Origin of the sequence: Pseudozobellia sp. WGM2 (assembly GCF_017810075.1) — a bacterium.
GTDB lineage: Bacteria > Bacteroidota > Bacteroidia > Flavobacteriales > Flavobacteriaceae > JADNYK01.
The window spans coordinates 467,022-489,561 of the sequence record NZ_JADNYK010000002.1 but is presented as its reverse complement, the minus strand read 5'-3'; the positions used below and the strand labels follow the sequence as shown (position 1 = coordinate 489,561).

Genomic DNA, 22,540 nt, shown 5'->3' with positions numbered 1-22,540 from the left:
GTTTTCAAAATCGATCCTTAAAAACGTGTGGGATATCAATTTGGGTAAATCTTAAGAAGGCCTATGTGAGGTGAGCTATCGATCAAACCTATAATATTCCTCCAACGGATGCTTTTTGTTCTTTAACATGTTAGAAATTACATCCATACCAATTACAGAGAACGTAATGCCATTTCCACCAAACCCCAAAACAAAATAGGTACTATTAAATTTTTTGTGAGCCCCAATATATGGTAATCCGTCTTTAGTCTCTCCAAAAGTACCTGCCCAGGCAAAATCATTCACAAACTCGTAATCTGGCAATATTTTCTTGAGATACTTCTGAAGCTTTACAGCCTTGTCACCTATAGCGGCATTTCTTTTTTCAGCGTTAACATAATCCTCGTCTTCCCCTCCTATCAGCAATCTACCATCATCCGTTGTTCTCATATAAATATATGGGTCTGCGGTATTCCAGAATAATGTGTCCTTGAGTTTCTCTTGATCAGATTCGTGCTGCTCACCCACCATGGCATAAGTCGATAACAGTTTCACAAAATTGTCTTTAATGATTTCAGTGCTTTCAAAGCCTGTACAGTAAATCAATTTTTTCGCACTGATTTTGCATTCATTTTCCAGTACCACCTTTACACCGTATTTACTATATTTTACATTTTTGATATTGGTTTTATCATATACTCGAAGGCCCTTTTCGGTATTATAGGATAACAAATCATGTGTTAATCGAAATGCATCAATACTTCCTCCTATATCTGAAAGAATACCTCCAAACGTATTCCGTAGTCCATACTTTTTTTCGATGTCGTCAGGTTCTAACCATACGACAGGAAACCCGTATTTTTTCCTTGTTTTGAACTCCTCTTTAAGAGCGGCAACATCTTTCTTATAAGCTGCAAAATATAGCGACTGTTTTTTATCAAATCCGCAGACCGATTTTATCTTTTTTGAAAGTTTGCCCAAAGTGTCGATAGAATTTGCACATGCGCGGTAATTGGCGACAGCGCCTTCTTCGCCAATTTGTTCAATAAGTTCATTGAGCGGCACATCAATTTCGTATTGCAACATCGAAGTGGTAGCCGAGGTGCTGCCATGGGCGATTTCACGTTTGTCTATCAAAACGGTATCGTAGCCGTCATCAATACACTGATGTGCAATCAGGCTTCCGGTAATGCCGCCTCCGACAACTAATATTTCGGTCTTGAGATGTTCTCGAACCGACGGATACGACTTTACGATTCCATTTTTCTCTAACCAAAATGGCTCACTCGAACGTAGTTTCATCAGAAATTTTTAAGAAGTATCCAAAAAAGGCCGCTAGCTTCAATTCGAAGCTCACGACCTTATTCATTAAATTAAGTTTGTAGTTTCTTACACCGGAATTTTTTCTGCTACTTCCATACGGTCCCAATTACGGTGTTGGGCGATTGCAGAGATAAATTCTTTCGGCTTACCATTTATAAAGAGTGCCTTATCGTCTTTATACTCCTTCAATGCACTTTCATCTATCAATTTTTCACCTTCTCCGTCAACCGCAATAGCTTTACAGTGTGAAAAGGCCTCGTTGATAAATTTGATGTATTTCGGTTTTTTCAATAAAGCATCTATAGATTTCTGCCCACCTGGCACATATACTGCATCAAAAAGAACACTTTCGGTGGTCATGATAGAGGCATCTACTTCATGTTCCATATCTTCGTCGCAAGTAATGGTGCCACCGTGAGGTGCTACTAATTTAACAATGGCTTTTTCCTTTTCTAGAGCCTTTTTCATGGCGTCGAACGATTTCATATTGAACCCGTCACCAACTAGAAACGCTACCTGTCTTGTTTCGATAGTGTCAAATTTGGTGTTGGCCTGACTTAAAACCGAAGATTCTTCTAAATACACCTTCTTTTTACCGGGCTGATGGTCTTTTTCTTTAGCATCTGCTCCAATGGCTTGATTTATTGGTTTTTCAATACTTTTGGGCACTTTCATTCCTAAATTATCCGCTACTTTTTTAGCCAAATCAGTATCAATTTGGGCAATAATCCAAAGCATTCGTTCTTTAATATACTTATGGGTACATTTACCGAGTTCAAAAGAATAAGCGCTAATAACATGTTCTTTTTCCCATTTCGCCAAACTCCTGTAAAATAATGCGGGTTGTGAAAAATGATCACTAAAACTATCGCTTCTTGTTCGTATTTTCTTCGCATCGATACGCTCTTGATACGATTCGAACCCACCTTCGGCCACTGTGCTCAAATAGGGGCACCCACCGCTTAAAGAATTCGGAAAATAGGCTGTTTGCCCTTTGGGCACATCCATCTGCATATGTCCGTCACGTTGATTGTTATGAACTTCACCCACCGGACGGTTTATCGGTATTTGGTGAAAATTGGGGCTTCCCAATCGGGACAGCTGGGTATCTCTATATGAAAACAAGCGACCTTGAAGTAGCGGGTCGTTCGTGAAATCTATACCTGGCACTATACTACCTGGCATAAAAGCTACTTGTTCAGTCTCGGCAAAGAAGTTTTCGGGGTTTCGGTTCAGAACCATTTTACCAATAATCTTTACCGGAACCATCTCTTCAGGAATCAATTTGGTAGGGTCGAGCAAGTCAAAATCATATTTATGTTCATCGGCCTCGGGAACGATTTGTACACCCAATTCCCATTCTGGGAAATTACCGGCTTCAATGGCATCCCACAAATCCCGGCGGTGAAAATCAGAATCGGCTCCACTAATCTTCACAGCCTCATCCCAAGTCACGGAATGCACCCCTAGTTTTGGTTTCCAGTGGAATTTAACAAAATGCGCCTCCCCTTTCTTATTGATCAAGCGAAAGGTATGAATACCAAAACCTTCCATCATACGAAGACTACGGGGTATACCCCTATCGCTCATCACCCAAATATGATTATGTAAGGTTTCGGTAGTTCTCGAAACGAAATCGTAAAAGGTGTCATGTGCAGATGCCGCTTGCGGAATCTCATTATTAGGCTCTGGCTTCACGGAATGAATCAAATCAGGAAATTTCATAGCATCCTGAATAAAAAAGATAGGCATGTTATTTCCCACTAAATCCCAAGTGCCTTCTTGGGTATAGAATTTTACAGCAAAGCCACGTACATCTCTCGCTAAATCGGTTGAACCTTTTGAGCCGGCAACCGTAGAAAACCGAACAAAAACCGGAGTCTTACGAGAAGTATCGGTAAAAATACCTGCTTTTGAAAACTGTTCGATGCTCTCGGTCAATTCAAAATATCCATGAGCTGCACTACCCCTAGCATGCACGATACGTTCTGGAATTCTCTCATGATCGAAACTGTGAATTTTCTCTCTTAAAAGAAAATCTTCTAAAAGGGTGGCCCCTCGCTCACCTGCTTTTAAGCTATTATTGGTATCGTTTACTTTTAAACCCTGCCGGGTAGTCATCGGTTTACCATCATAATCCACAGAATACTTATCAAGTTGCTTAATTTTATCTGTTTTGGAAGGACTTGATTTTTTCTTTGCCATAATGTGTTTTTCTAGGTTTTAATTGGAATTCGAAGAATATCAAAATCCATGCATGAAATTAGAAACTTAATCAGGGTAAATCGTGCTTGATAAGTCATATGATTGACTGTATTAAGACTTTGGTGAAGTTTACAACAAGAATATTATGTGATTAGAAAAGTAGTGTAAATGAAACTGCTTAGCTCAAGTCAGGTTTTGAGCGATTTGCCTTTTTCAGGGCATGCTTCTTTTTTGATTTAAGCCGTCTCTCTATCGAAGACCTTGAAGGTTTGGTCTTTCTCCGTTTTTTTCTTCTTTTAAGAGCGTTCTCAAGCGTTTCAATAAAATTTTGGATAACCAGCTCTTTATTTTTGTGCTGACTTCTCGTGTCGCTGCATTGCAATTGCAGAACGCCTTCTTTGGTTATTCTGTTGCCCAACTTTCGAAAAACGCGCTTCTTTTCCTCTAAAGATAGTGCCGAAGAGTTCTCAATATTAAAATTGAGTTCTACTTTCGTAGAAACCTTGTTCACATGCTGCCCACCGGCGCCACTGCTTCTTACAGCTTTGAAATTCAATTCTTGTATAGCGCGCTCCCTATTCATAGATTAAGGTGTAGCCATACGCTGGTTGATAGTCTCTATCGAAATATTAAGGAAAATCATCTTACCGACCTCTAAGGGCTCGTGGTGATGAAAGAAAATGTCATGGCCCTCATAGATGCCTCCGATCATAAAATGGCCACCCATGTAATAAGAGCCCTTTACTACGACTTCGAGTCCTGTTTTTTGGGAAACTTTAAACTCATGCGCGTAAACTATAATCCTACGTTTGGTATCGGCATATGATTTTAGAATGTTTATAGGAATTCTATTTGCCTCCCCGAATAACGATGCGATATACAAGTCTTGCGGATGCTCATATAGGTTTCTAGGGGTATCTTTCGCAATGATAAATTTATCTTTTAACACCACTACTCTATCGGCAAATGGAAGCATATCCATAGGGTCATGTGTCGCCGTAATAACAGTTACTTTTTGCCTACGTAAATAACCAAATATATTGCGTCGCAAACTGTTCTTTCTAAAATTGTCAATGTGGCTAAAAGGTTCATCTAACAATAACACTTTTGGCTCTTGTGCCAAGGCTCTTGCCAAAGCTACCCGCTGTTGCTGACCTCCGCTTAAATATCTAACCTTGGTATCGGCTAAATCGGCCATTTCTATTAACGCCAAAAGTTCATCTATTCTTTCTTCTGATTTTTCTCGTTCAAAAACCGATAAAAATTCTGAAATATTTTCTCTTACCGTCGTATACGGCATCAAATCGAGGTCTTGTGCCAAGTACTTCATGTACGACTCCCCAGGAACCAAATTATAGAGCGGACCTAAGACTTGGGTGTCGTTCCAATACACTTCGCCCACTTCAATATCCAACAGCCCATAAATTATCTTTAAAAGCGTACTCTTGCCACAACCACTTTCTCCAATGATGGAAATGTGCTCTCCCTCTAAAATGCGAAGATTGATATTTTCCAAAACGGTTACCCCGTCTTCATAAGAAAAAGAAACATGGTCTACTTGAAGCATATTTAATTTGTTATTGATAGAAATGGAAAACCCCGTCTATAAAAAACGGAGTTTACGGCAATATATTGAATCTAAAGGTCGCTATTGGATCAATCTTTGAACTCCTTTACGACAGCTTGGTTCGGCAACTTCTCGAAACCCATGTTGTATAGGGTGAAACCAAATATATCGGCATATTGTTCAATGGTCTTGCTTACTGGCGTACCGGCACCGTGACCAGCGTTGGTCTCAATACGAATCAAAGTCGGATTCTTCCCAGCCTGTTTTGCCTGTAATTCAGCAGCAAATTTAAAACTGTGCGCAGGCACTACGCGATCATCATGATCACCTGTAGTGACCAATGTAGCTGGGTAATGAACACCCTCTTTCACATTATGTAAAGGAGAATAGTTTTTGAGGTATTCGAACATTTCTTGACTTTCTTCTGACGTGCCGTAATCATAGGCCCAACCCGCCCCGGCCGTAAACGTGTGGTATCGAAGCATATCAAGAACCCCAACTGCCGGCAAAGCCACTTTCATCAACTCTGGACGCTGGGTCATCGTTGCACCTACTAAAAGGCCACCGTTACTTCCGCCTCTGATGGCGAGATAATCGGAAGAGGTATACTTGTTGTCTATCAGATATTCCGCGGCAGCGATAAAATCATCAAATACATTCTGTTTTTTGGTCTTGATGCCTGCCGTATGCCACTTTTTACCATATTCGCCGCCACCTCTCAAATTGGGCACGGCGTACACACCACCCTGTTCAAGCCATACCGCGTTAACGATACTGAATGAAGGGGTAAGACTAATGTTGAACCCGCCATAGCCATATAAGATGGTCGGGTTTTTACCATTGAGTTCAAGTCCCTTTTTATACGTAATAATCATAGGCACCTTAGTACCGTCTTTTGAATCATAGAATATTTGCTTGCTTTCGTAATCTTTTGGATTAAAATCTATTTCGGGTGTCCAATAAGGTTCATATTCTCCAGTTTCAACATCATACTTATAGGATGAACCCGGCATAATATAATTGGTAAAAGAGAAATAAAATTCTTTGTTTTCTTTCTTTCCCCCGAAACCACTAGCGCTACCAACTCCGGGCAACTTCACCTCACGAACGAGATTACCCTCATAATCATATTGAAGCACCTTACTGATGGCATCAACCATATATTCTGTAAAAAAGTATCCTCCTCCCGTACTTGGTGAAAGCACATTTTCGGTTTCCGGAATAAAATCTACCCAGTTTTCCGTTTTGGGATCAGAGGCATCGACCGTAACGATTTTTTTATTTGGGGCGTTTCGATTGGTAACAATATATAGTTTAGACCCTACATTTTCGATGACATAGTTATCGGAATCGGTATCATTTACTATGGGAATTAACAAGGCATTCGGATCATTTAAATCTTTAATAAAAAGTTTATTTCCTGAAGTAGAAACCGCAGCAGAAAGCGTTAGATATCTTTGGTCTTCACTTACGGAAGCCCCTACATATCGATGTTTTTCTTCAGGCCTACCGCCAAATACCAATCGGTCTTCTTTTTGTGATGTACCTAATTTATGGTAATAGACTTTATGCTGATCTGTTTTCGCCGAAAGTTCACTACCCTCAGGTTTATCATAACTGGAGTAATAGAAGCCATCATTACCTTGCCATGAAAGTCCGCTGAACTTTATATCGGTCAAGGTATCTTCAACAATCTTTTTGGTTTCGGTTTCAATAACGATGGCCTTACGCCAATCACTGCCCCCTTCTGAAATTAGATATGCCGCCAACGACCCATCTTTAGTAAAGCTGAGCCCGGCAAGAGAAGTAGTGCCGTCTTTTGAAAAGGTGTTGGGATCCAAAAAAATCTCTGGCTCGCCTTCTCCCTTTTTTCGATATACGACGTATTGGTTCTGCAACCCATCGTTCTTATAAAAATAGGTGTAGTCGCCCTCTTTGAATGGTGAGCCTAATTTTTCATAGTTCCAAAGCTTTTCGAGCCGCTGTTTGATAGCCTTTCGAAAAGGAATTTTCTCTAAATAACCGAACGTTACCTTGTTTTGCTCTTTGACCCAAGCTTCTGTTTCTTTACTTCGGTCATCTTCTAGCCAGCGGTAAGGATCCTTAACGTCGGTTCCGAAATATGTATCTATAGAGTCTACTTTTGCCGTGGTGGGATATGTCACTGTAATCTTATTTTTTTTTGTCTCAGTTTCACAAGAAACTATGATAATTGCGAGTACTACCAATAAACCGAATTTTTTCATGGCAATTTTCTTTGCTTTTGCAATCGACCAAAAATACCATAAAAAAACCTGTACAATAAATTGATTGTACAGGTTTTAACTTTATTTAAGAAGGATAAATATGTTTATACCAACTTGTTTTTTACCAAATACTCCGCAATTTGCACTGCATTGGTTGCCGCTCCCTTTCTAAGGTTATCTGCAACGATCCACATATTCAAACTGTTTCTTTGAGACTCATCTCTACGAATTCGCCCAACGAACACCTCATCTTTATCATGGGCGTATATCGGCATTGGGTACGTATTCGTATCAGGATTATCTTGTACGGTCACGCCTGGGGTATCATTCAATATTTTTCGAACATCGCTTAATTCAAAATCGTTCTCGAACTCAACATTTACTGATTCAGAATGCCCGCCGGCCGTAGGAATACGAACTGCAGTGGCACTTATAGAAAATGACCTATCGTCCAATATTTTCTGCGGTTCTCGAGCTAATTTCATCTCTTCTTTGGTATAGCCGTTCTCTAAAAAAACATCGCAATGTGGCAGTGCATTTCTGTTTATAGGATAGGGATACGCCATTTCACCATCAACACCGGCCATTTCGTTTTCCAATTGCTTAACCGCCTTAACCCCAGTACCAGATACCGATTGGTATGTTGAAACTAGAACTCGTTTCATTTTATATTTTGAATGTAACGGCGCCAATGCCATGACCAATTGAATGGTCGAGCAATTGGGATTGGCGATAATTTTGTCTTCAGGCGTTAATACATCTGCATTTATTTCAGGAACAACCAATTTCTTGGTGGGGTCCATGCGCCATGCAGAGGAATTATCTACCACAGTAGTGCCCGCCTCAGCAAATTTTGGTGCCCATTCCAAAGAGGTATCACCCCCGGCCGAAAAAATAGCAATTTGCGGCTTTTTGGCAACCGCGTCCGCTAGACCTATAATGGTATGTTCTTGACCTTTATAGGCTAGTTTTTTACCCACAGAACGCTCAGAGGCTACTAAGAGTAATTCCGTAATCGGAAAATCACGCTCGGCCAATACTTTTAACATAACCTCGCCAACCATGCCGGTGGCACCTACAACAGCTACTTTCATCTTTTAAAATTTTGTCAGGCAAATGTACTGCAACATAAACGAGTGAACAAAAGAATTCAATACCAATATTCAAAATATAACAAATTGTTACATAAATAACAATACTGTAAAAAAGAACCGTCACTAAAGTTGCGAACTTCAATGACGGCTTTAAATTTATACTGCAGTGCAGCGGCAACCAACAAAGGGTATCGAAACCCTCGTCAGCTATGTCTTATTGCTTTTTAAGCAAGTCTCTAATTTCTGCCAACAACTCTTCTTGAGTAGGGCCTGCAGGAGCCGCCTCAACTTCTGGCTCTGGCTGACGTACTTTATTGTAAGACTTTACAATCATAAACAATACGAAACCAACAATAATCAAATTGATAATTGAATTGATCCAAGCGCCATAGCGAATAGCACTCTCTGGCTTCTCAACAGTACCATCGGCAGCAACAATTGCTTCAGAAAGTATAACTTTCATATCGGCAAAGTCCATACCACCAGCAAAATATCCAACGATAGGCATCATAATATCGTTTACAAATCCGTTAACGACCAGACCAACGGCACCGGCCAAAATAACAGCAACCGCCAAGTCAATAACGTTGCCGGTCATAATAAAATCTTTAAATTCTTTCCACATGGTTCACGTGTTTTTTAGTTGATAATTATTTATAGTCACTGCAATGTACTAAAAATATTCAGTTGCCAAGAAACTGTTAAAAAATTATTTGTTCAAAATTCTACGTTTGACGCGCCGCGAGATGCCGGTCAGCAATTCATATGAGATCGTACCAGCCTCAGCAGCAAAATTTTCTGCACTTGCGTCCGTACCAAAAACAATGACTTCGTCACCGGCCTTGCATTCAATGTCGGTGATATCTACCATAATCATATCCATACAGACATTACCCAGTATATGAGCCTTCTTACCATTTATAACTACAAAACCTTTACCATTTCCGTACTGTCGGCCGATACCATCGGCATGACCAACGGGCAATGTAGCGGATATCTTTATACAATCAGATTTGAACTTCCTATTATAACCAATGGTCTCACCGGCCGAAATCGTATGAATTTGAGAAATTATCGTCTTGAGCTGCGCCACAGGACGCAGTTGCTCATCTACGGCAGCCTCATTGCCATAACCATAAAGACCGATTCCGCTACGCACCAATTCATACTGCGCATCGGGGTAGTTGACAATACCTGAAGTATTTAAAAGATGTCGAAAGGGTTTCTCTTGAAGAATATCAGTCATTTTCGAATAAATTCTATCAAAAGCCTTGATTTGACCTTTAGTAAACGCTTTTTCGTTCAAATCTTCTGAGGCGGCCAAATGCGAAAAAATCGATTTGACCTGAATTTGCTCCTTCGCTTTAACAAGTTTACATACTTTAACTACTTCATCCTCTTTAAAACCTAATCGATTTAAACCTGTATTAAATTTTAAATGAACCGGATAATTCTTCTGCCCCAATTTATGGGCGGCCTCTAAGAACTCATGAAGTATTTTCTCTGAATATAGGTTGGGTTCTAGGCAATGTTTAATCAATTTCTTGAAACTTACCGGTAAAGGGTGCAATACTAGAATAGGTATCGTAATACCCTCCTTTCTTAGGGCAACACCTTCTTTAACATAGGCCACGGCCAAATAATTGGCCCCTAACTCTTGCAATTTCTTGGCAATGGCTACTGAATCGCTACCGTAGGCAAAGGCCTTGACCACCCCCATAAATTGTGTGTCAGGCTTTATTCGCGATTTGAAATATCGATAATTATGTTTTAGAGCCGCAAGGTCTATTTCTAAAACCGTCTCTTTAGCTTTTGGCATTCGACCCCTTATCTTTTGTGTTCAATATTTCCCCGTCAACATTTATGTGTTTAACCCTTTCTTTCAACATAGCCTTATAATATGCCGCTCTGCTCAACGGCTCATATTCTTCAGTTTCTCCTAAGAGAACCAAGTTGTCATTACTTGATTTTCGATAGCTATAATTGGCCAAATTACCTGTGCGCGTACAAATAGCATGCACCTTGGTTACATACTCTGCAGTGGCCATAAGAGCCGGCATAGGCCCAAAAGGGTTTCCTTTAAAATCCATATCTAGTCCGGCGACTACAACCCTAACTCCCTTATTGGCTAAATCGTTACAAACGGTTACGATTTCATCATCAAAAAACTGGGCCTCATCTATACCTACTACATCACAGGTATCGCCTAAAATTCTAATATTTGCAGCGGCAGGTACGGGTGTAGAGGGTATTTCATTGGCATCGTGCGACACTACCATCTCTTCATCATACCTCACATCGACCATAGGCTTAAAGATCTCTACCTTTTGCTTGGCAAATTGAGCGCGTTTCAAACGTCTGATCAGTTCTTCGGTCTTACCCGAAAACATAGACCCGCAGATGACCTCGATCCATCCGAATTGTTCTTTGTGATTAACAGTGTTTTCGAGAAACATTTTGTAATTTTAGACGAAAATACATGCTTTTTCGTTCCTATTTATAGCGTACTTGTTCAAGTACTTTATTGCAAACGCAAATTTAGGGTGAAAAATAAATGTGGGACAAGTTCAAACCCTAAAGTTAGCAACTTTACCTAAAAGTGCTACTTAAAAAAATTGACTGATGAAGAAAAAATTAAAGGAAGAGCTAAGAAAACTGTCAACAGATATCATTACATCTCGCGACATGAACAACCTAGACGATTTATATACAGCGGCAAAAGACCTTTATGAAAAATTGGCCGTTCTGAAGTTTATAGAAGAAAAATTACACGACATAGAAATTGACGTGTCGAAAAACGTAATTGCAGAAAAGTTTGAAAAGATGGCTACTGCGGTCTTGAGTGCAAACTCATCAGTGCCCGAAAGCAACCCCCATCAAGAAGATATAATGATACCTGGTATGGATACTATCAAAGATATCGTATCAGAAATGCCAAACGACCCAGAAACTCCGGTCGACGAAGTACTGGCCGAGTTTTTGTCTCAACCCGACTACATGAAAAACGACAAAGAGTTATTCATGCCACAAAAAGAATCGGTGCCTGAAAAAGAAGCCACCATCAAATCACTAAATGATAGATTGGTCAATAAAGAAATCAAGGTCGACCTCAACAATCGATTGGCCTTTGTAAAGCACCTTTTTAATGGCAGTACTGCAGACTATAACCGTGTGCTGTCACAATTAAATACAATTGATAGTGAAGAGCGTTCTATTTCGTTTATTGAGAATATGGTGAAGCCCGATTATGCAAATTGGGTGGGAAAAGAAGAATACGTTGAACGTTTCATGCAGTTGATTGAAAGACGATTTTCTTAAAGACATTATAAAACATGGCATAGGACCGGATTTCTCTTAGAGGAAGCCGGTCTTTTTTTGTTAATATTGCCAAAAGCGGATGCATATGGGAAAACTATATTTGGTACCAACACCAATAGGAAATTTAGAAGACATGACCTTTCGTGCCGTTCGCATTCTAAAAGAGGTTGATCTAGTACTTGCCGAAGATACCAGAACAAGCGGAAAGCTCATGCAGCATTTCGATATTAGCACCCCAATGCAAAGCCATCATATGCACAACGAACACAAAACCGTTGCCGCGTTAACGAGCCGAATACAATCTGGCGAAACCATGGCCTTAATTTCAGATGCGGGAACCCCCGCAATATCTGACCCCGGTTTTTTACTGACGCGTGCCTGTGTTGAAAAGAACATTGAGGTCGAATGCCTGCCCGGGGCTACAGCCTTTGTGCCTGCCTTGGTCAACAGCGGCCTGCCCAATGATAAATTTGCTTTCGAGGGCTTCCTTCCTCCAAAAAAGGGGCGACAGACACGGTTAAAGCTTTTGTCCGAAGAATCTAGAACTATGATTTTTTATGAGTCTCCCTATAAACTATTGAAAACCTTAGGCCAATTTTCCGAATATTTCGGAGCTGAAAGAAATGCATCGGTATCGCGCGAGCTTACCAAACTTTATGAAGAGACCGTTCGTGGCAACTTGGCAGAAATCATAAAATATTATACCGAAAAACCTCCGAAAGGCGAAATCGTAATTATTGTTGAAGGAAAAAAATAAGAATATGATGCTTACCCAATTTTTACAAAAATTAAAAGAAACGCCCAAGTCTATTGAATTTAACGAAACTATGGCAATAATAGAAGAACATTATTATTTTGAGCCCACCTCTTTTAAGAACGGACAACTCAAAAACAAGGTCGGCGAAAACTCAGGTTCTTGTAAGCTATTGGCCTTTGCGCAAGACCAAGAATTGAACAAAGAGGAAACTTTGGCCTGTTTCGGCAATTTCTATTTTAACGATGTTTTAGAAAACCCCGATGGAGAAGGCCATCAGAACATACGAAACTTCATGCTGACCGGTTTCGGTGGGGTTCATTTTGACCGTTTTCCATTGAAAAGAAAATAAAAAACACCTATGGAAAAGCTGCTTTCTGAAATACGTGAGTGTACCGTTTGCAGCGAGCATTTGCCATTGGGACCTAGACCCATAGTAGCAGGCACCTCGAAATCAAAAATAGTTTTGGTAAGCCAGGCACCGGGCAGAAAGGCCCATATTCACCACAAAGCATGGGACGACCCTAGCGGAAGAAAACTACGGGAGTGGCTGGGCGTTACGGATGAGGAATTTTACAACCCCGATAATTTTGCCATCTTACCGATGGGCTTCTGTTATCCTGGAAAGGGAAAAACCGGAGATTTGCCACCCCGAAAAGAATGTGCCCCCTTATGGCATGAACTATTCTGGAATAATTTAGAGGATGTCAAACTAACTCTGGTGATAGGCAAATACGCTCAAGACCGTTATTTAAAGAATTTTTCTAAAGGCAACCTTACTGAGAACGTGGCCAATTATCAAGAATTCTTCCCCAAATTCTTTCCGCTACCGCACCCCTCGCCTGTTAACCGCTTTTGGATGGCGAAAAACCCTTGGTTTGAAAGTGATGTGTTACCGGAATTGAAGGAGCGGGTTAAGCAAACCTTGGAGGTTGGTTAAATGAGCTGTTTTAGAGGTTAGAAAATCTCTTGAAGAAATAAAGGTTTTCAAGTGGTTACCTATTTAGGCTCTTTTAGTAAATTAAGCTATTCATGTTCAGGCGCAGGCTGGCCTGCCTTGGAAGACGTTCAAAAAAGCATTTTGCCTTGACAAAAGAGTCTGGGCGCTGCGAGAATCAAAAAGTGTATATTTCAAAAAATTATAAATCAGCCTAGCGGTTTTTGACTCTTTTTTTTGGCAATGCCAAAACTGAACGTATAGGAGATTCTGAATATGTCCCAAAAGTTTCTCTCTTTTGGAACAATATGTTATCCCTTTGACGGCTCTTTAGGGGTGAACTAAAAAATTTACAACCTAAATTTAGTAAACACTCCCATCATGCTTCCCCTTTTCCCAACCATATTTTCCTAGGTATTGCTCGCCACTTTCTACAGCACCTTCTTCGATGGCGGTTCCCATAGAATCGTTCCAGCGGTTGAGATAGCCAAAAAGAGAAATCACACCTAACATTTCGACAATCTCGCCCTCGTTCCAATACCGATAGAGCCGGTTCTTAATTTCAGCATTCACAGCGTTGGGCACCTGTGAGGCCGCCAACGAAAAATCTAATGCGGCCCGTTCCGCTTCCGAAAATGCAGAATGTGTCCGGTATTCCCAAATATTATCTAACTGTTCCTGTTCCGCTCCATAGCGCTCAGCGGCCCGAATGGCATGTGCTTGGCAATAACGGCACCCCGTAGCATTACTGCTTACCCAGGCTATCATTCTCTTTAATGCCGAACTCACCTTGCCTTCATTTGCCATTACGGCCTTGTTGAGATTAATAAATGCTTTCGATATTGCAGGACGGTGCTGCATGGTCAATACCGAATTCGGACAAAAGCCCAGCGTCTCATTGAAAAACTCTGCCAATTGTTTAGTTTCTTCATCATGGTTTGGGTCAAGAGGGGTTACTAAGGCCATAAATTCTATAGTTTAAGTTACTTTTGTAGTTCAACAAATAACGAAAAATTATGCCCACAACAAATCATATCAGCACAAAATGGTTAGGTAAAATGGCCTTCGAAAGCACCAACCCATCAGGTCTTAATTTGAAAATCGATGCCAGCCCAGATGATGGAGGCGAAGGAGGCGGTCTTAGACCAAAGGCCCTTATGCTTTCCGGACTTGCAGGATGCTCAGGTCTTGACGTTGCGGCCCTAATTAAAAAAATGAAATTAGAGGTAGATGATTTTCATATTGAAACGATAGCCAATCTTACTGATGAGCACCCTAAGTTTTATGATGCCGTTACAGTAGAATATCACTTTCACGGCCCTAACCTTGCGGAGAAAAAATTACAGCGGGCTGTAGACCTCTCCGTAGAGAAGTATTGTGGGGTCATGGAAATGTTTCGCCAATTTGCCAAAATGGAAATCAAAACGATTTTTCATCACGGGTAAGATAATAAGTTCAAGGTTTAAGTTCAAATACCAAGCTAAAATGCAGATTTAAATTAGAAACAAGAATTGCCCATTTTGGAAGAAAAAAAGTATGATTTAGAAGATAGGTTGGTGAATTTTGCCGCTGATATTGCCATTTTTTGCCGTGAGATTCCTGAAGATTTTACTGGAGAATATTACGGAAATCAACTATTACGCTCTGGTGGAAGCGCGGCATTAAACTTTGGAGAACCCCAAGGAACCCATACCAATAAAGATTACATACATAAAGCTAGTATAAGCTTAAAAGAGTTGAAAGAATCTCGGGTGAATCTGAAAATTTTGAACTTGTACTTTAAACTTGATTTTATAAAAACATGCGCTGGACGATAAAGCCAAAACCTGAACAACATCAAATAGATGCACTGGCCAAAGCCCTTAAGGTAGATAGTTTGGTGGCACATCTGTTACTGCAACGTGGGGTGTCCACTTATGAGGAAGCCAAAAAGTTTTTTCGTCCTGAATTATCAGATCTGCACGACCCTTTTTTGATGAAAGATATGGATGTGGCGGTCTCCAGAATCGAAAGGGCCATTACCAACAATGAAAATATATTGGTCTATGGCGATTATGATGTGGATGGAACTACAGCCGTGGCATTAGTATCCTCTTACCTTCAATCTTTCTACCCGAATATAGCAACTTATATTCCCGATAGATATGGTGAGGGCTACGGCGTGTCTTTTCAAGGTATCGACTTTGCCCATGACAACTCGTTTTCATTGATTATTGCATTGGACTGTGGAGTAAAGGCCATAGATAAAGTAGCTTACGCCAAGGAAAAGAACATCGATTTTATCATCTGCGACCACCACAGACCGGGCAAAAGTTTACCAGAAGCAGTAGCGGTTTTAGACCCTAAACGAGAAGATTGTTCATACCCCTACGATGAACTTTGCGGTTGTGGAGTCGGCTTTAAATTAGTTCAAGCTTTGGCCTCAAGAAGGGGTGAAACCATTGAAGATTTGTTTTCATATTTAGACTTGGCCGCTACCGCAATCGGCGCGGATATTGTTCCTATAACCGGAGAAAATCGGGTTCTGGCCTATTTTGGGCTTCAGGTCATCAATACCGATCCGCGAGCAGGTTTCAAGGCCATAATCAGTCAAATAAAGAAGAAAACATTGACCATTACCGATGTGGTCTTCATTATAGCCCCGCGTATAAACGCCGCCGGTCGTATGAAACATGGCCAACATGCTGTAAACTTACTACGGGAAACCGATTTGGAACAGGCGACGACTTTTGCCGCAGAGATAGAAAAATTTAATACCGACCGTCGGGGGTTGGATCAAGAGATTACCCAAGAGGCGCTGCAACAAATAGTAGAAAATAAAGAAGAGGAACGTTTTACCTCGGTTGTTTTCAAAGACAGCTGGCACAAAGGGGTTATCGGTATTGTGGCTTCACGTTTGACGGAAACCTACTATCGGCCTACTTTGGTGTTCACTAAAAGTGGTGACAGACTGGCGGCTTCGGCCCGTTCTGTCAAAGGATTTGATGTCTATAACGCCCTGCAAGACTGTGCAGATTGTATAGAGCAATTTGGTGGACACAAATATGCTGCTGGACTTACTTTGTTGGAGGGACAATTCGAAAATTTTAAAACACAATTCGAAAAAGTGGTTCAGGAAACCATCGACCCTAAATTATTGACTCCTGAAATTTCAATAGACAGCCAAATCGAATTAAGTGAAGTTACACCGAAATTGATTCGTATACTCAAACAATTTGCCCCATTTGGACCCGGTAATATGACACCGGTGTTTATGGCAGAAAATTTAAAGGACACCGGTTGGGGTAAAGGTGTAGGTGAAAATGAGGCGCATTTAAAAGTAACGCTTACCCAAAGCGGAAGTGAGCCCATTGGAGGAATTGGCTTTAATCTCGGTGATAAAATCGACCTGATTGCCAATAAACGCCCCTTTAGCGCCACGTTCTCTTTAGATGAAAATGAATGGCAAGGCAATGTGAGCCTTCAATTAAAGCTTAGGGATATCAAATAATAAAATATAAAAGCCCAAGCATTACACTTGGGCCTTTCACCAATGAAGAAAGATTTGAAACGAATCTTATAATTTTTCGTAAATGAACTGAGGATACCCTCTCTCACCATTGGCGCTCAATACCGCGGTAAATCTAAATTTATAGAGGTTTCCACTGGCGTCTTTAATGATGTAGTATCTATCATCTTTTACCGAAGGCGCACCCCCGAAACCGGAAACTCGCCAATCACTACCAATAACGGCCCTATCGTCATAAATAAAGGCACTGTCGTCAGCGTCTGCCAAAGTAAAATCTGTATACGATGGAACATTGAAATCGGTACGCACACCTTCCCCGTCAACTTCGTACGTCAGAACTTGATAGACACCAACTCCACCCAATGTATTGTGCGTTACAAAATCGGAATAGGTGAGTCCGGCACCGGCAAAGCCGCCGAAAGGGCCGTAATAACTAAATACCGAAGGCACTTGAATGTCCCACGCCTCTGCGGCCGGTTCTATATCTACGGTTTGCCCCGAAGTCAAACTAAAGGCCGATTGAATTTTAGAGGCATCTTTGGCGATAACCGCTTCCTCAAAGGTAGTAGCATCCAATTCAGCATACTGAATGGTATATTCATCTCCATCGGTCAAAATACGCACCTTCATAAAACCTCGATGTTCGCCCGTTGTAGCTATGGCGCCAGCGTCTGGGGTCGTATCGGGAATTTCAGCGCCAAGACCTACGATGAAAACATTATTTTCTTCGGCAGTTGTTGAAATGGTTCCAAATGCCGTTCCTTCCAAAGAACCCTCCTTATCATCAGTAAATTTTATTCCTTCGGAAAGATTTCCGTATTGTGAATATCCCACAGGTAGGCCAACCAAAAGCTCTGCTACATTGGTCACTTGTACTTCTTCAGGTTGAAAAGTGGTAACGTTCAACGTATATAAATTCATCGGCTCGTCAAACTCAGTAATCGAACTTACTGCATTTAAATCGGTCACCCCCTGCAATTCAGCAGCGGAAACCAAGAGGCTAGGGTTTAAAAAGACCAGGTTCTCAGTTCCATTATAAACGGCAATTTCCCAAGCATCACGCCTAGACGAAACTTGTTGTTGAGAGCTCAAATCAATAAATACGGCATTGGGTTGATTGGGTCCCCCTGATTCAGGTTCGATTGTTCCGCCAGCTGACGCCGTAGGCGTAAAACTGACCAAAGTTGTCGAGGGACTGCTAACAGTCCAATCCGTATTGCTCACAACTGATAAAGTGAACGAAACCGAAGCCGTGGTGCCTTCAACGGGGTCGGTTAGCTTGTTCAGTTCAAATGAAACACTAGTCTCGCCTACGGCGACGGGAACTGACAAACTACCTGAACTAGCCTCTGGCGTAGTGGTAAAATCGGTGCCGTATTCGGCATTGTCACCCGTTAGACTGATCGTAACAGTGCCCGCTTCGGTAGCAGCCCGTGAAAAGTCAATGGTAATGGTCTTGCTATTTTCATCCTCCGAAAGACTTGCTGTCTCATTATCGAAGGAAGCGGAAAAGTCAATTAAAGACCCACCGCCATCATCGCTGCTACATGATGCGAACATCATAAGGCTAGCACAAACAACATAAAGAAAGGATTTTTTCATTTTCAAAATTTAATTAAAGGTTAATAGGTATGATAGTTTTAGAAAATAGGAACGGCCGTTCCCAAAGAGTTGGGTGCCCGTACCGGAAGAACCGTGCACCCCTGAGGATACGTTACCGGCATTAACGGTCACAACATCCAACACATTACGCACCCCGAAAGTGAGGTCTAACTGGGGTGTAAGCTCGATTAGGGCGGTAGTATCTAGCCAAGTAAAAGAATCGGTACGATCTAAGGTGTTTTCACCGCTGCCATCATTGACAATAGTCTGTCTTCTACCCGTATATTTTAATAAAGCGGACAAAGTGGTGCCCCATTTTGGTATGGTATGGCTTAAATTTGAATTTAGTGCGAAACTCCATACATACTCAGAGTTATCTTCGTTATCTGAATCGTTCAGGGTTGTCGATTCACCAAGATAAGTGGAGCCAAGACCAATATTCCATCTTTTTAATTGTAGTCGATTGTTCAAGGTAACCCCTAAAATCTTCTGTTTTTCGACGTTTTGATACGTAAAAAGAGGCGTGTCTTCCGAATCATCGCCTACTAGCGTAATTTTATCTTTTAAATTATAGTGAAAACCTCTGAAGGCAGTAGAAAGAAAACCCTCATCATTAGCTACCGACCATTTTTTATCGGCATTTAAAAATATAGAAATACCATCTTCTGGCTGTAGGTCTTTATTGCCCTGAACATTGTGGTTACTATCGACGAAATAGAAAAAAAACTCTTCAAAACTAGGTGCCCGAAAGGCAGAACCGAAGATGGCCTTGAGCTTTAGGTCGTTTTCGAAATCGTAATTGGAAGAAAAAGACCATATAAGCTGATTACCGAACTGAGAGTTGTTCGTTATTCTCATGCCAGGATAAATAGACAGTCTTTCGGACAAATTCACGTCTAAGTGGGCGAAAAGGTCATAATTCTCCAACGTATTTTCAGAAGTATTGGTCGAGTAATTTCCTGAGGCTGTGGCATCAAACCCTTTTTGAAAAATGAGCTCATATCCGGCAAGCAAATTAAATCGCTCCGATTTGGAGAAAATATTGTTGACAGTCGCCTTCGAATAGTAAATTTTACTTGATTGATTGAGCTGGTTTAAGTTGAAGGCCTCTATTCCCCTTTGCAAAATATTATAAGTGTATTCTTCAACATACCTTTTCTGGTTTTGATATGATAGGGATAGGTTGTAGGTAGTAGGCCCGAGAAAATTACCTGCCACATTTAGGTTATTGACCCAACGATGAGTGGTGAACAACTGGTCATTCGCAGTAGGGTTGGGTTCGCCATTTCCATTAAGCCTACCATTTACCAAATGATTATAAATATCTAGCTCTTCGTTGTAATACTGAGATTTGAAATAGAAGGTGTGTTTGCCGACTTTTTGTCGAGCATCGAAGAAAGCCGTTATCTGTTCTTTAGGATTCCATTCCAGGCCTCTTAAACCGTCATTGACTACGGTACCATCTTGAATATTTACATAATCACGGCCTTTGTATTCATTGAAAAAACCGGCAAAATCATTACGAGAAAAGCCCGCCGCTATTTGGGTAGCATCAAATAGTTGATGGCTTATTTTGAGGTTTTGTATATGCCTGCCTTCATTGGTCCATGCGTACTCGTTTCCTAAAGTTTCTTCTTGTAAAGAGGTGCTGATAGTCCACTTATTACCATCAAGTCCATTCTTTGAAACTATATTTATAACACCTGCCAAGGCATTGTCTCCGTAAAGTACGCCTACGGCTCCTTCCACAATTTCGATACGTTCAACCTCTTCAAGGTTTATTTGTGTGATATCGATATTGTTACCCATTCCGTTATCACTGGCAATCGGAATACCGTCCATTAATATCTTTACATATTGCCCATCAAGCCCAAACATACTAATTGTACTTCTACCGGTAGACGGGTTGGGCATAACGGTAATGTTCAAATTCTGATTGAGAACATCGGCCAAATTATTTCCCGCCAATTGCTTGATGTCTTTATTAGTAATGGTTTCGACTCGGAACAATTTTTTGCTAACGGACAATACTTTGCTTTCTCCAGTAAGAACCACTTCATCCAACTCCGTAATTCGGGTCGTGTCGGCAAACGACCCATTTTCCTGACCTAATATCAGAATGGGTAGCAAGAAAAAAGACAAAAGTGATATTCTCAACATTATTTAGAATAAATCTTAATAAAAATAATTTGAGAAAATATATTAGTTATTTTTAATCAATCTAAATTAATTCAATAATTTTAAGCCAGAGCAACTAACATTCTAGATTATGAAAACAACCCTAAGCGTATTGGCGCTACTTCTCGTATGCGTTAGCGGCACAAATGCCCAGAAAAGCCAAAAAGAAAAAGATATTAAAGCAATCAAAGCCATGTGTGGCTGTTATGATATCACTTTCAAATACACCGAAACATTTTCTCCAGAAATCGATTATGAAAAGCATCTTGATTATACGGCCTACGGCAAAGAATTGGCATTGTTGATTGAAGATGAACCTAACAAACTTTCGATTCAACACATATTGGTAGTTCATGATACCATGATCATCAAACATTGGAGACAAGACTGGGTTTATGAAAACCAAAAAGTATTTCATTACGATAAAGACAATACTTGGGTATTTACCGAACTACCTAAAGAGGAGGTCAAAGGGCAATGGACCCAGAAAGTTTACCAAGTCGATGACAGCCCTAGATATAGCGGATCCTCTACATGGGTACATGTTGATGGCAAGCATTACTGGGAAAACACCACCGATTCACCGCTACCTAGAAGAGAATACAGTAAGCGTGACGATTATAATGTGATGCGTCGAGGTAATCGGCAAGAAATTACCGACTTTGGTTGGGTTCATGAGCAAGACAACGATAAAATCATTAGAAATGATGGGGAAGAAGACGTGCTATTGGCCCAAGAAAAAGGCTTTAATATTTACACCAAAACGGAGGATAAAGAGTGTGCGACCGCCAATGCATGGTGGGCCAAAAATGAAAAATTTTGGTCAAAAGCCCGAAATGTATGGGATAAGACCTATGATCGAGACGGAAGTCTAACCCTTAAAAAGAGTGTTGGTGGCCAACCCATGTTCATGAAATTCTATGCTCTTGAAAAGGAAAACGCCAATAAAAAGTCGATTGCAACCACAATCGATGAATTTATAGTGGATGAAAATGAAATGGATGTCAAGGGTAAATAAAAAACTAGGCTTTACTCTAATGTTGGCTACCCTCTTTTCGGCTGCTACCGTATATCCACAGCAATCATCAAGGCTTCAAGAAAAAATAGATAGGGCCATAAAAGGCACCTTTGAAATTGACAGTTTTAGAACTAAAGCCATTTCCATACCCCCGAAACTGCAAGAGAAAACTATAGCGAAATTTGATAATAACCAATTTTTTCAAATTATGGCCGCTGAGCAATCATTGGGCTATGCTTATGTCGGCTCTGCAGCAAGTATGAAAAAGAAATTCGAATATATTCTGATGTTCAAGCCTGATTTGAGCATTAAAAAATCAAAAGTGTTAATTTATCGAGAGAACTATGGCCGGCAGATAGGAAGCCAAAGATGGTTGATCAAATTTGTAGGTTTTACTCCAAGCGATGAATTGACCTATGGAGAAAATATTGATGCTATTTCCGGAGCGACCATTTCGGCCAGTAGTATGACCAATGCTACGGCCGATGTTCTGAAATCTATCAGTGTTCTAATTCAAAATGAAGTAATAACACCAAGTTCGCAATTAAACAACTGACGACACGAACTTCTACACTACTCTTTTTCATTAGTTGCGACTCATAGTTACCGACTATTCGGTCGGTACTCTTTACTCGGGAAAGAGCCAAAAATAACATCTGAACTACTTACGGCAAACTTGATGCTGTTTATCGACAAAGCCCTATTATATCGATGTAAAGCTTTTAGCTAAAACCAACTACTTGGTCGGTTTACCACTTTTAAACCATTTTTCACATTTAATATAACTATGGTTCGCTGCTTAATCACATAG

General features: G+C 40.7%; 21 protein-coding genes. 9 read left to right on the top strand and 12 right to left on the bottom strand.

Features of this window, described 5'->3' with window-relative positions; translation table 11 throughout:
• Positions 1–75: 75 nt before the first annotated feature.
• The 9 genes from IV512_RS05690 to IV512_RS05650 form a co-directional block, all read right to left on the bottom strand.
• Positions 76–1,281: an FAD-binding oxidoreductase gene (locus IV512_RS05690; RefSeq protein ID WP_209401483.1), complete on the bottom strand. Its 1,206-nt coding sequence runs from the start codon at positions 1,279–1,281 to the stop codon at positions 76–78.
• A gap of 87 nt (positions 1,282–1,368) precedes the next feature.
• A complete protein-coding gene (locus tag IV512_RS05685; protein WP_209401481.1) occupies positions 1,369–3,507 on the bottom strand; it encodes a catalase in 2,139 nt (712 codons plus the stop codon).
• 178 nt (positions 3,508–3,685) lie between these two features.
• Positions 3,686–4,090, bottom strand: a complete 405-nt coding sequence (gene arfB / locus IV512_RS05680; RefSeq protein WP_209401479.1) for an alternative ribosome rescue aminoacyl-tRNA hydrolase ArfB — start codon at positions 4,088–4,090, stop codon at positions 3,686–3,688.
• A gap of 3 nt (positions 4,091–4,093) precedes the next feature.
• Positions 4,094–5,074, bottom strand: coding sequence for an ABC transporter ATP-binding protein (locus IV512_RS05675; RefSeq protein WP_209401477.1), 981 nt, complete (start codon positions 5,072–5,074; stop codon positions 4,094–4,096).
• 89 nt (positions 5,075–5,163) lie between these two features.
• Positions 5,164–7,320: a prolyl oligopeptidase family protein gene (locus tag IV512_RS05670; RefSeq protein WP_209401475.1), complete on the bottom strand. Its 2,157-nt coding sequence runs from the start codon at positions 7,318–7,320 to the stop codon at positions 5,164–5,166.
• A gap of 104 nt (positions 7,321–7,424) precedes the next feature.
• On the bottom strand, positions 7,425–8,414 hold the full coding sequence (locus tag IV512_RS05665) for an aspartate-semialdehyde dehydrogenase (RefSeq protein WP_209401473.1): 990 nt from the start codon (positions 8,412–8,414) through the stop codon (positions 7,425–7,427).
• 214 nt (positions 8,415–8,628) lie between these two features.
• A complete protein-coding gene (gene mscL, locus IV512_RS05660; RefSeq protein WP_100870177.1) occupies positions 8,629–9,039 on the bottom strand; it encodes a large conductance mechanosensitive channel protein MscL in 411 nt (136 codons plus the stop codon).
• An 84-nt stretch (positions 9,040–9,123) separates the two neighbouring features.
• Positions 9,124–10,233 carry an alanine racemase gene (alr, locus tag IV512_RS05655; RefSeq protein ID WP_209401471.1) on the bottom strand — a complete coding sequence of 370 codons (1,110 nt, stop codon included), beginning with the start codon at positions 10,231–10,233 and terminating at the stop codon, positions 9,124–9,126.
• Positions 10,220–10,870, bottom strand: a complete 651-nt coding sequence (locus IV512_RS05650; RefSeq protein WP_100870179.1) for a thymidine kinase — start codon at positions 10,868–10,870, stop codon at positions 10,220–10,222. The genes alr and IV512_RS05650 overlap by 14 nt, the downstream gene beginning before the upstream one ends.
• 166 nt (positions 10,871–11,036) lie before the next feature.
• Here IV512_RS05650 and IV512_RS05645 point away from each other — a divergent pair, with 166 nt between their 5' ends.
• The 4 genes from IV512_RS05645 (at position 11,037) to IV512_RS05630 (ending at position 13,426) form a co-directional block, all read left to right on the top strand.
• Positions 11,037–11,732, top strand: coding sequence for a hypothetical protein (locus IV512_RS05645; RefSeq protein ID WP_209401469.1), 696 nt, complete (start codon positions 11,037–11,039; stop codon positions 11,730–11,732).
• Between the two features lie 85 nt (positions 11,733–11,817).
• Positions 11,818–12,489 (top strand): 16S rRNA (cytidine(1402)-2'-O)-methyltransferase, encoded by a 672-nt coding sequence (gene rsmI, locus IV512_RS05640; RefSeq protein ID WP_209401467.1) that lies wholly within the window; start codon positions 11,818–11,820, stop codon positions 12,487–12,489.
• 4 nt (positions 12,490–12,493) lie between these two features.
• Positions 12,494–12,838, top strand: a complete 345-nt coding sequence (locus tag IV512_RS05635) for a HopJ type III effector protein (RefSeq protein ID WP_209401465.1) — start codon at positions 12,494–12,496, stop codon at positions 12,836–12,838.
• A 9-nt stretch (positions 12,839–12,847) separates the two neighbouring features.
• The gene (locus tag IV512_RS05630; RefSeq protein WP_209401463.1) at positions 12,848–13,426 is read left to right on the top strand and encodes a uracil-DNA glycosylase family protein; all 579 of its coding nucleotides are present in this window, start codon (positions 12,848–12,850) and stop codon (positions 13,424–13,426) included.
• Positions 13,427–13,786: 360 nt separating this feature from the next.
• Here the strand turns inward: IV512_RS05630 and IV512_RS05625 are convergent, their stop codons facing one another.
• Complete coding sequence (locus IV512_RS05625) at positions 13,787–14,389, bottom strand: carboxymuconolactone decarboxylase family protein (protein ID WP_209401461.1); 603 nt, start codon at positions 14,387–14,389, stop codon at positions 13,787–13,789.
• Positions 14,390–14,439: 50 nt separating this feature from the next.
• Here IV512_RS05625 and IV512_RS05620 point away from each other — a divergent pair, with 50 nt between their 5' ends.
• The 3 genes from IV512_RS05620 to recJ all read left to right on the top strand — a co-directional run bounded on the left by IV512_RS05620 (position 14,440) and on the right by recJ (position 16,913).
• The gene (locus IV512_RS05620) at positions 14,440–14,868 is read left to right on the top strand and encodes an OsmC family protein (RefSeq protein WP_100870184.1); all 429 of its coding nucleotides are present in this window, start codon (positions 14,440–14,442) and stop codon (positions 14,866–14,868) included.
• A gap of 75 nt (positions 14,869–14,943) precedes the next feature.
• The gene (locus IV512_RS05615; protein WP_209401459.1) at positions 14,944–15,240 is read left to right on the top strand and encodes a four helix bundle protein; all 297 of its coding nucleotides are present in this window, start codon (positions 14,944–14,946) and stop codon (positions 15,238–15,240) included.
• Positions 15,225–16,913, top strand: a complete 1,689-nt coding sequence (recJ, locus tag IV512_RS05610) for a single-stranded-DNA-specific exonuclease RecJ (RefSeq protein ID WP_209401457.1) — start codon at positions 15,225–15,227, stop codon at positions 16,911–16,913. The genes IV512_RS05615 and recJ overlap by 16 nt, the downstream gene beginning before the upstream one ends.
• Positions 16,914–16,979: 66 nt before the next feature.
• Here the strand turns inward: recJ and IV512_RS05605 are convergent, their stop codons facing one another.
• Both IV512_RS05605 and IV512_RS05600 read right to left on the bottom strand, forming a co-directional pair.
• A complete protein-coding gene (locus IV512_RS05605; RefSeq protein WP_209401455.1) occupies positions 16,980–18,533 on the bottom strand; it encodes an HmuY family protein in 1,554 nt (517 codons plus the stop codon).
• A gap of 9 nt (positions 18,534–18,542) precedes the next feature.
• Positions 18,543–20,693, bottom strand: a complete 2,151-nt coding sequence (locus tag IV512_RS05600; RefSeq protein ID WP_209401453.1) for a TonB-dependent siderophore receptor — start codon at positions 20,691–20,693, stop codon at positions 18,543–18,545.
• A gap of 109 nt (positions 20,694–20,802) precedes the next feature.
• Between IV512_RS05600 and IV512_RS05595 the strand changes: the two genes are divergently transcribed.
• Together IV512_RS05595 and IV512_RS05590 are read left to right on the top strand one after the other, a co-directional pair.
• Positions 20,803–21,729: a DUF6607 family protein gene (locus IV512_RS05595; RefSeq protein ID WP_209401451.1), complete on the top strand. Its 927-nt coding sequence runs from the start codon at positions 20,803–20,805 to the stop codon at positions 21,727–21,729.
• Positions 21,713–22,285, top strand: coding sequence for an FMN-binding protein (locus IV512_RS05590; protein WP_209401449.1), 573 nt, complete (start codon positions 21,713–21,715; stop codon positions 22,283–22,285). Before IV512_RS05595 ends, IV512_RS05590 begins: the two co-directional genes overlap by 17 nt.
• Positions 22,286–22,540 lie beyond the last annotated feature (255 nt).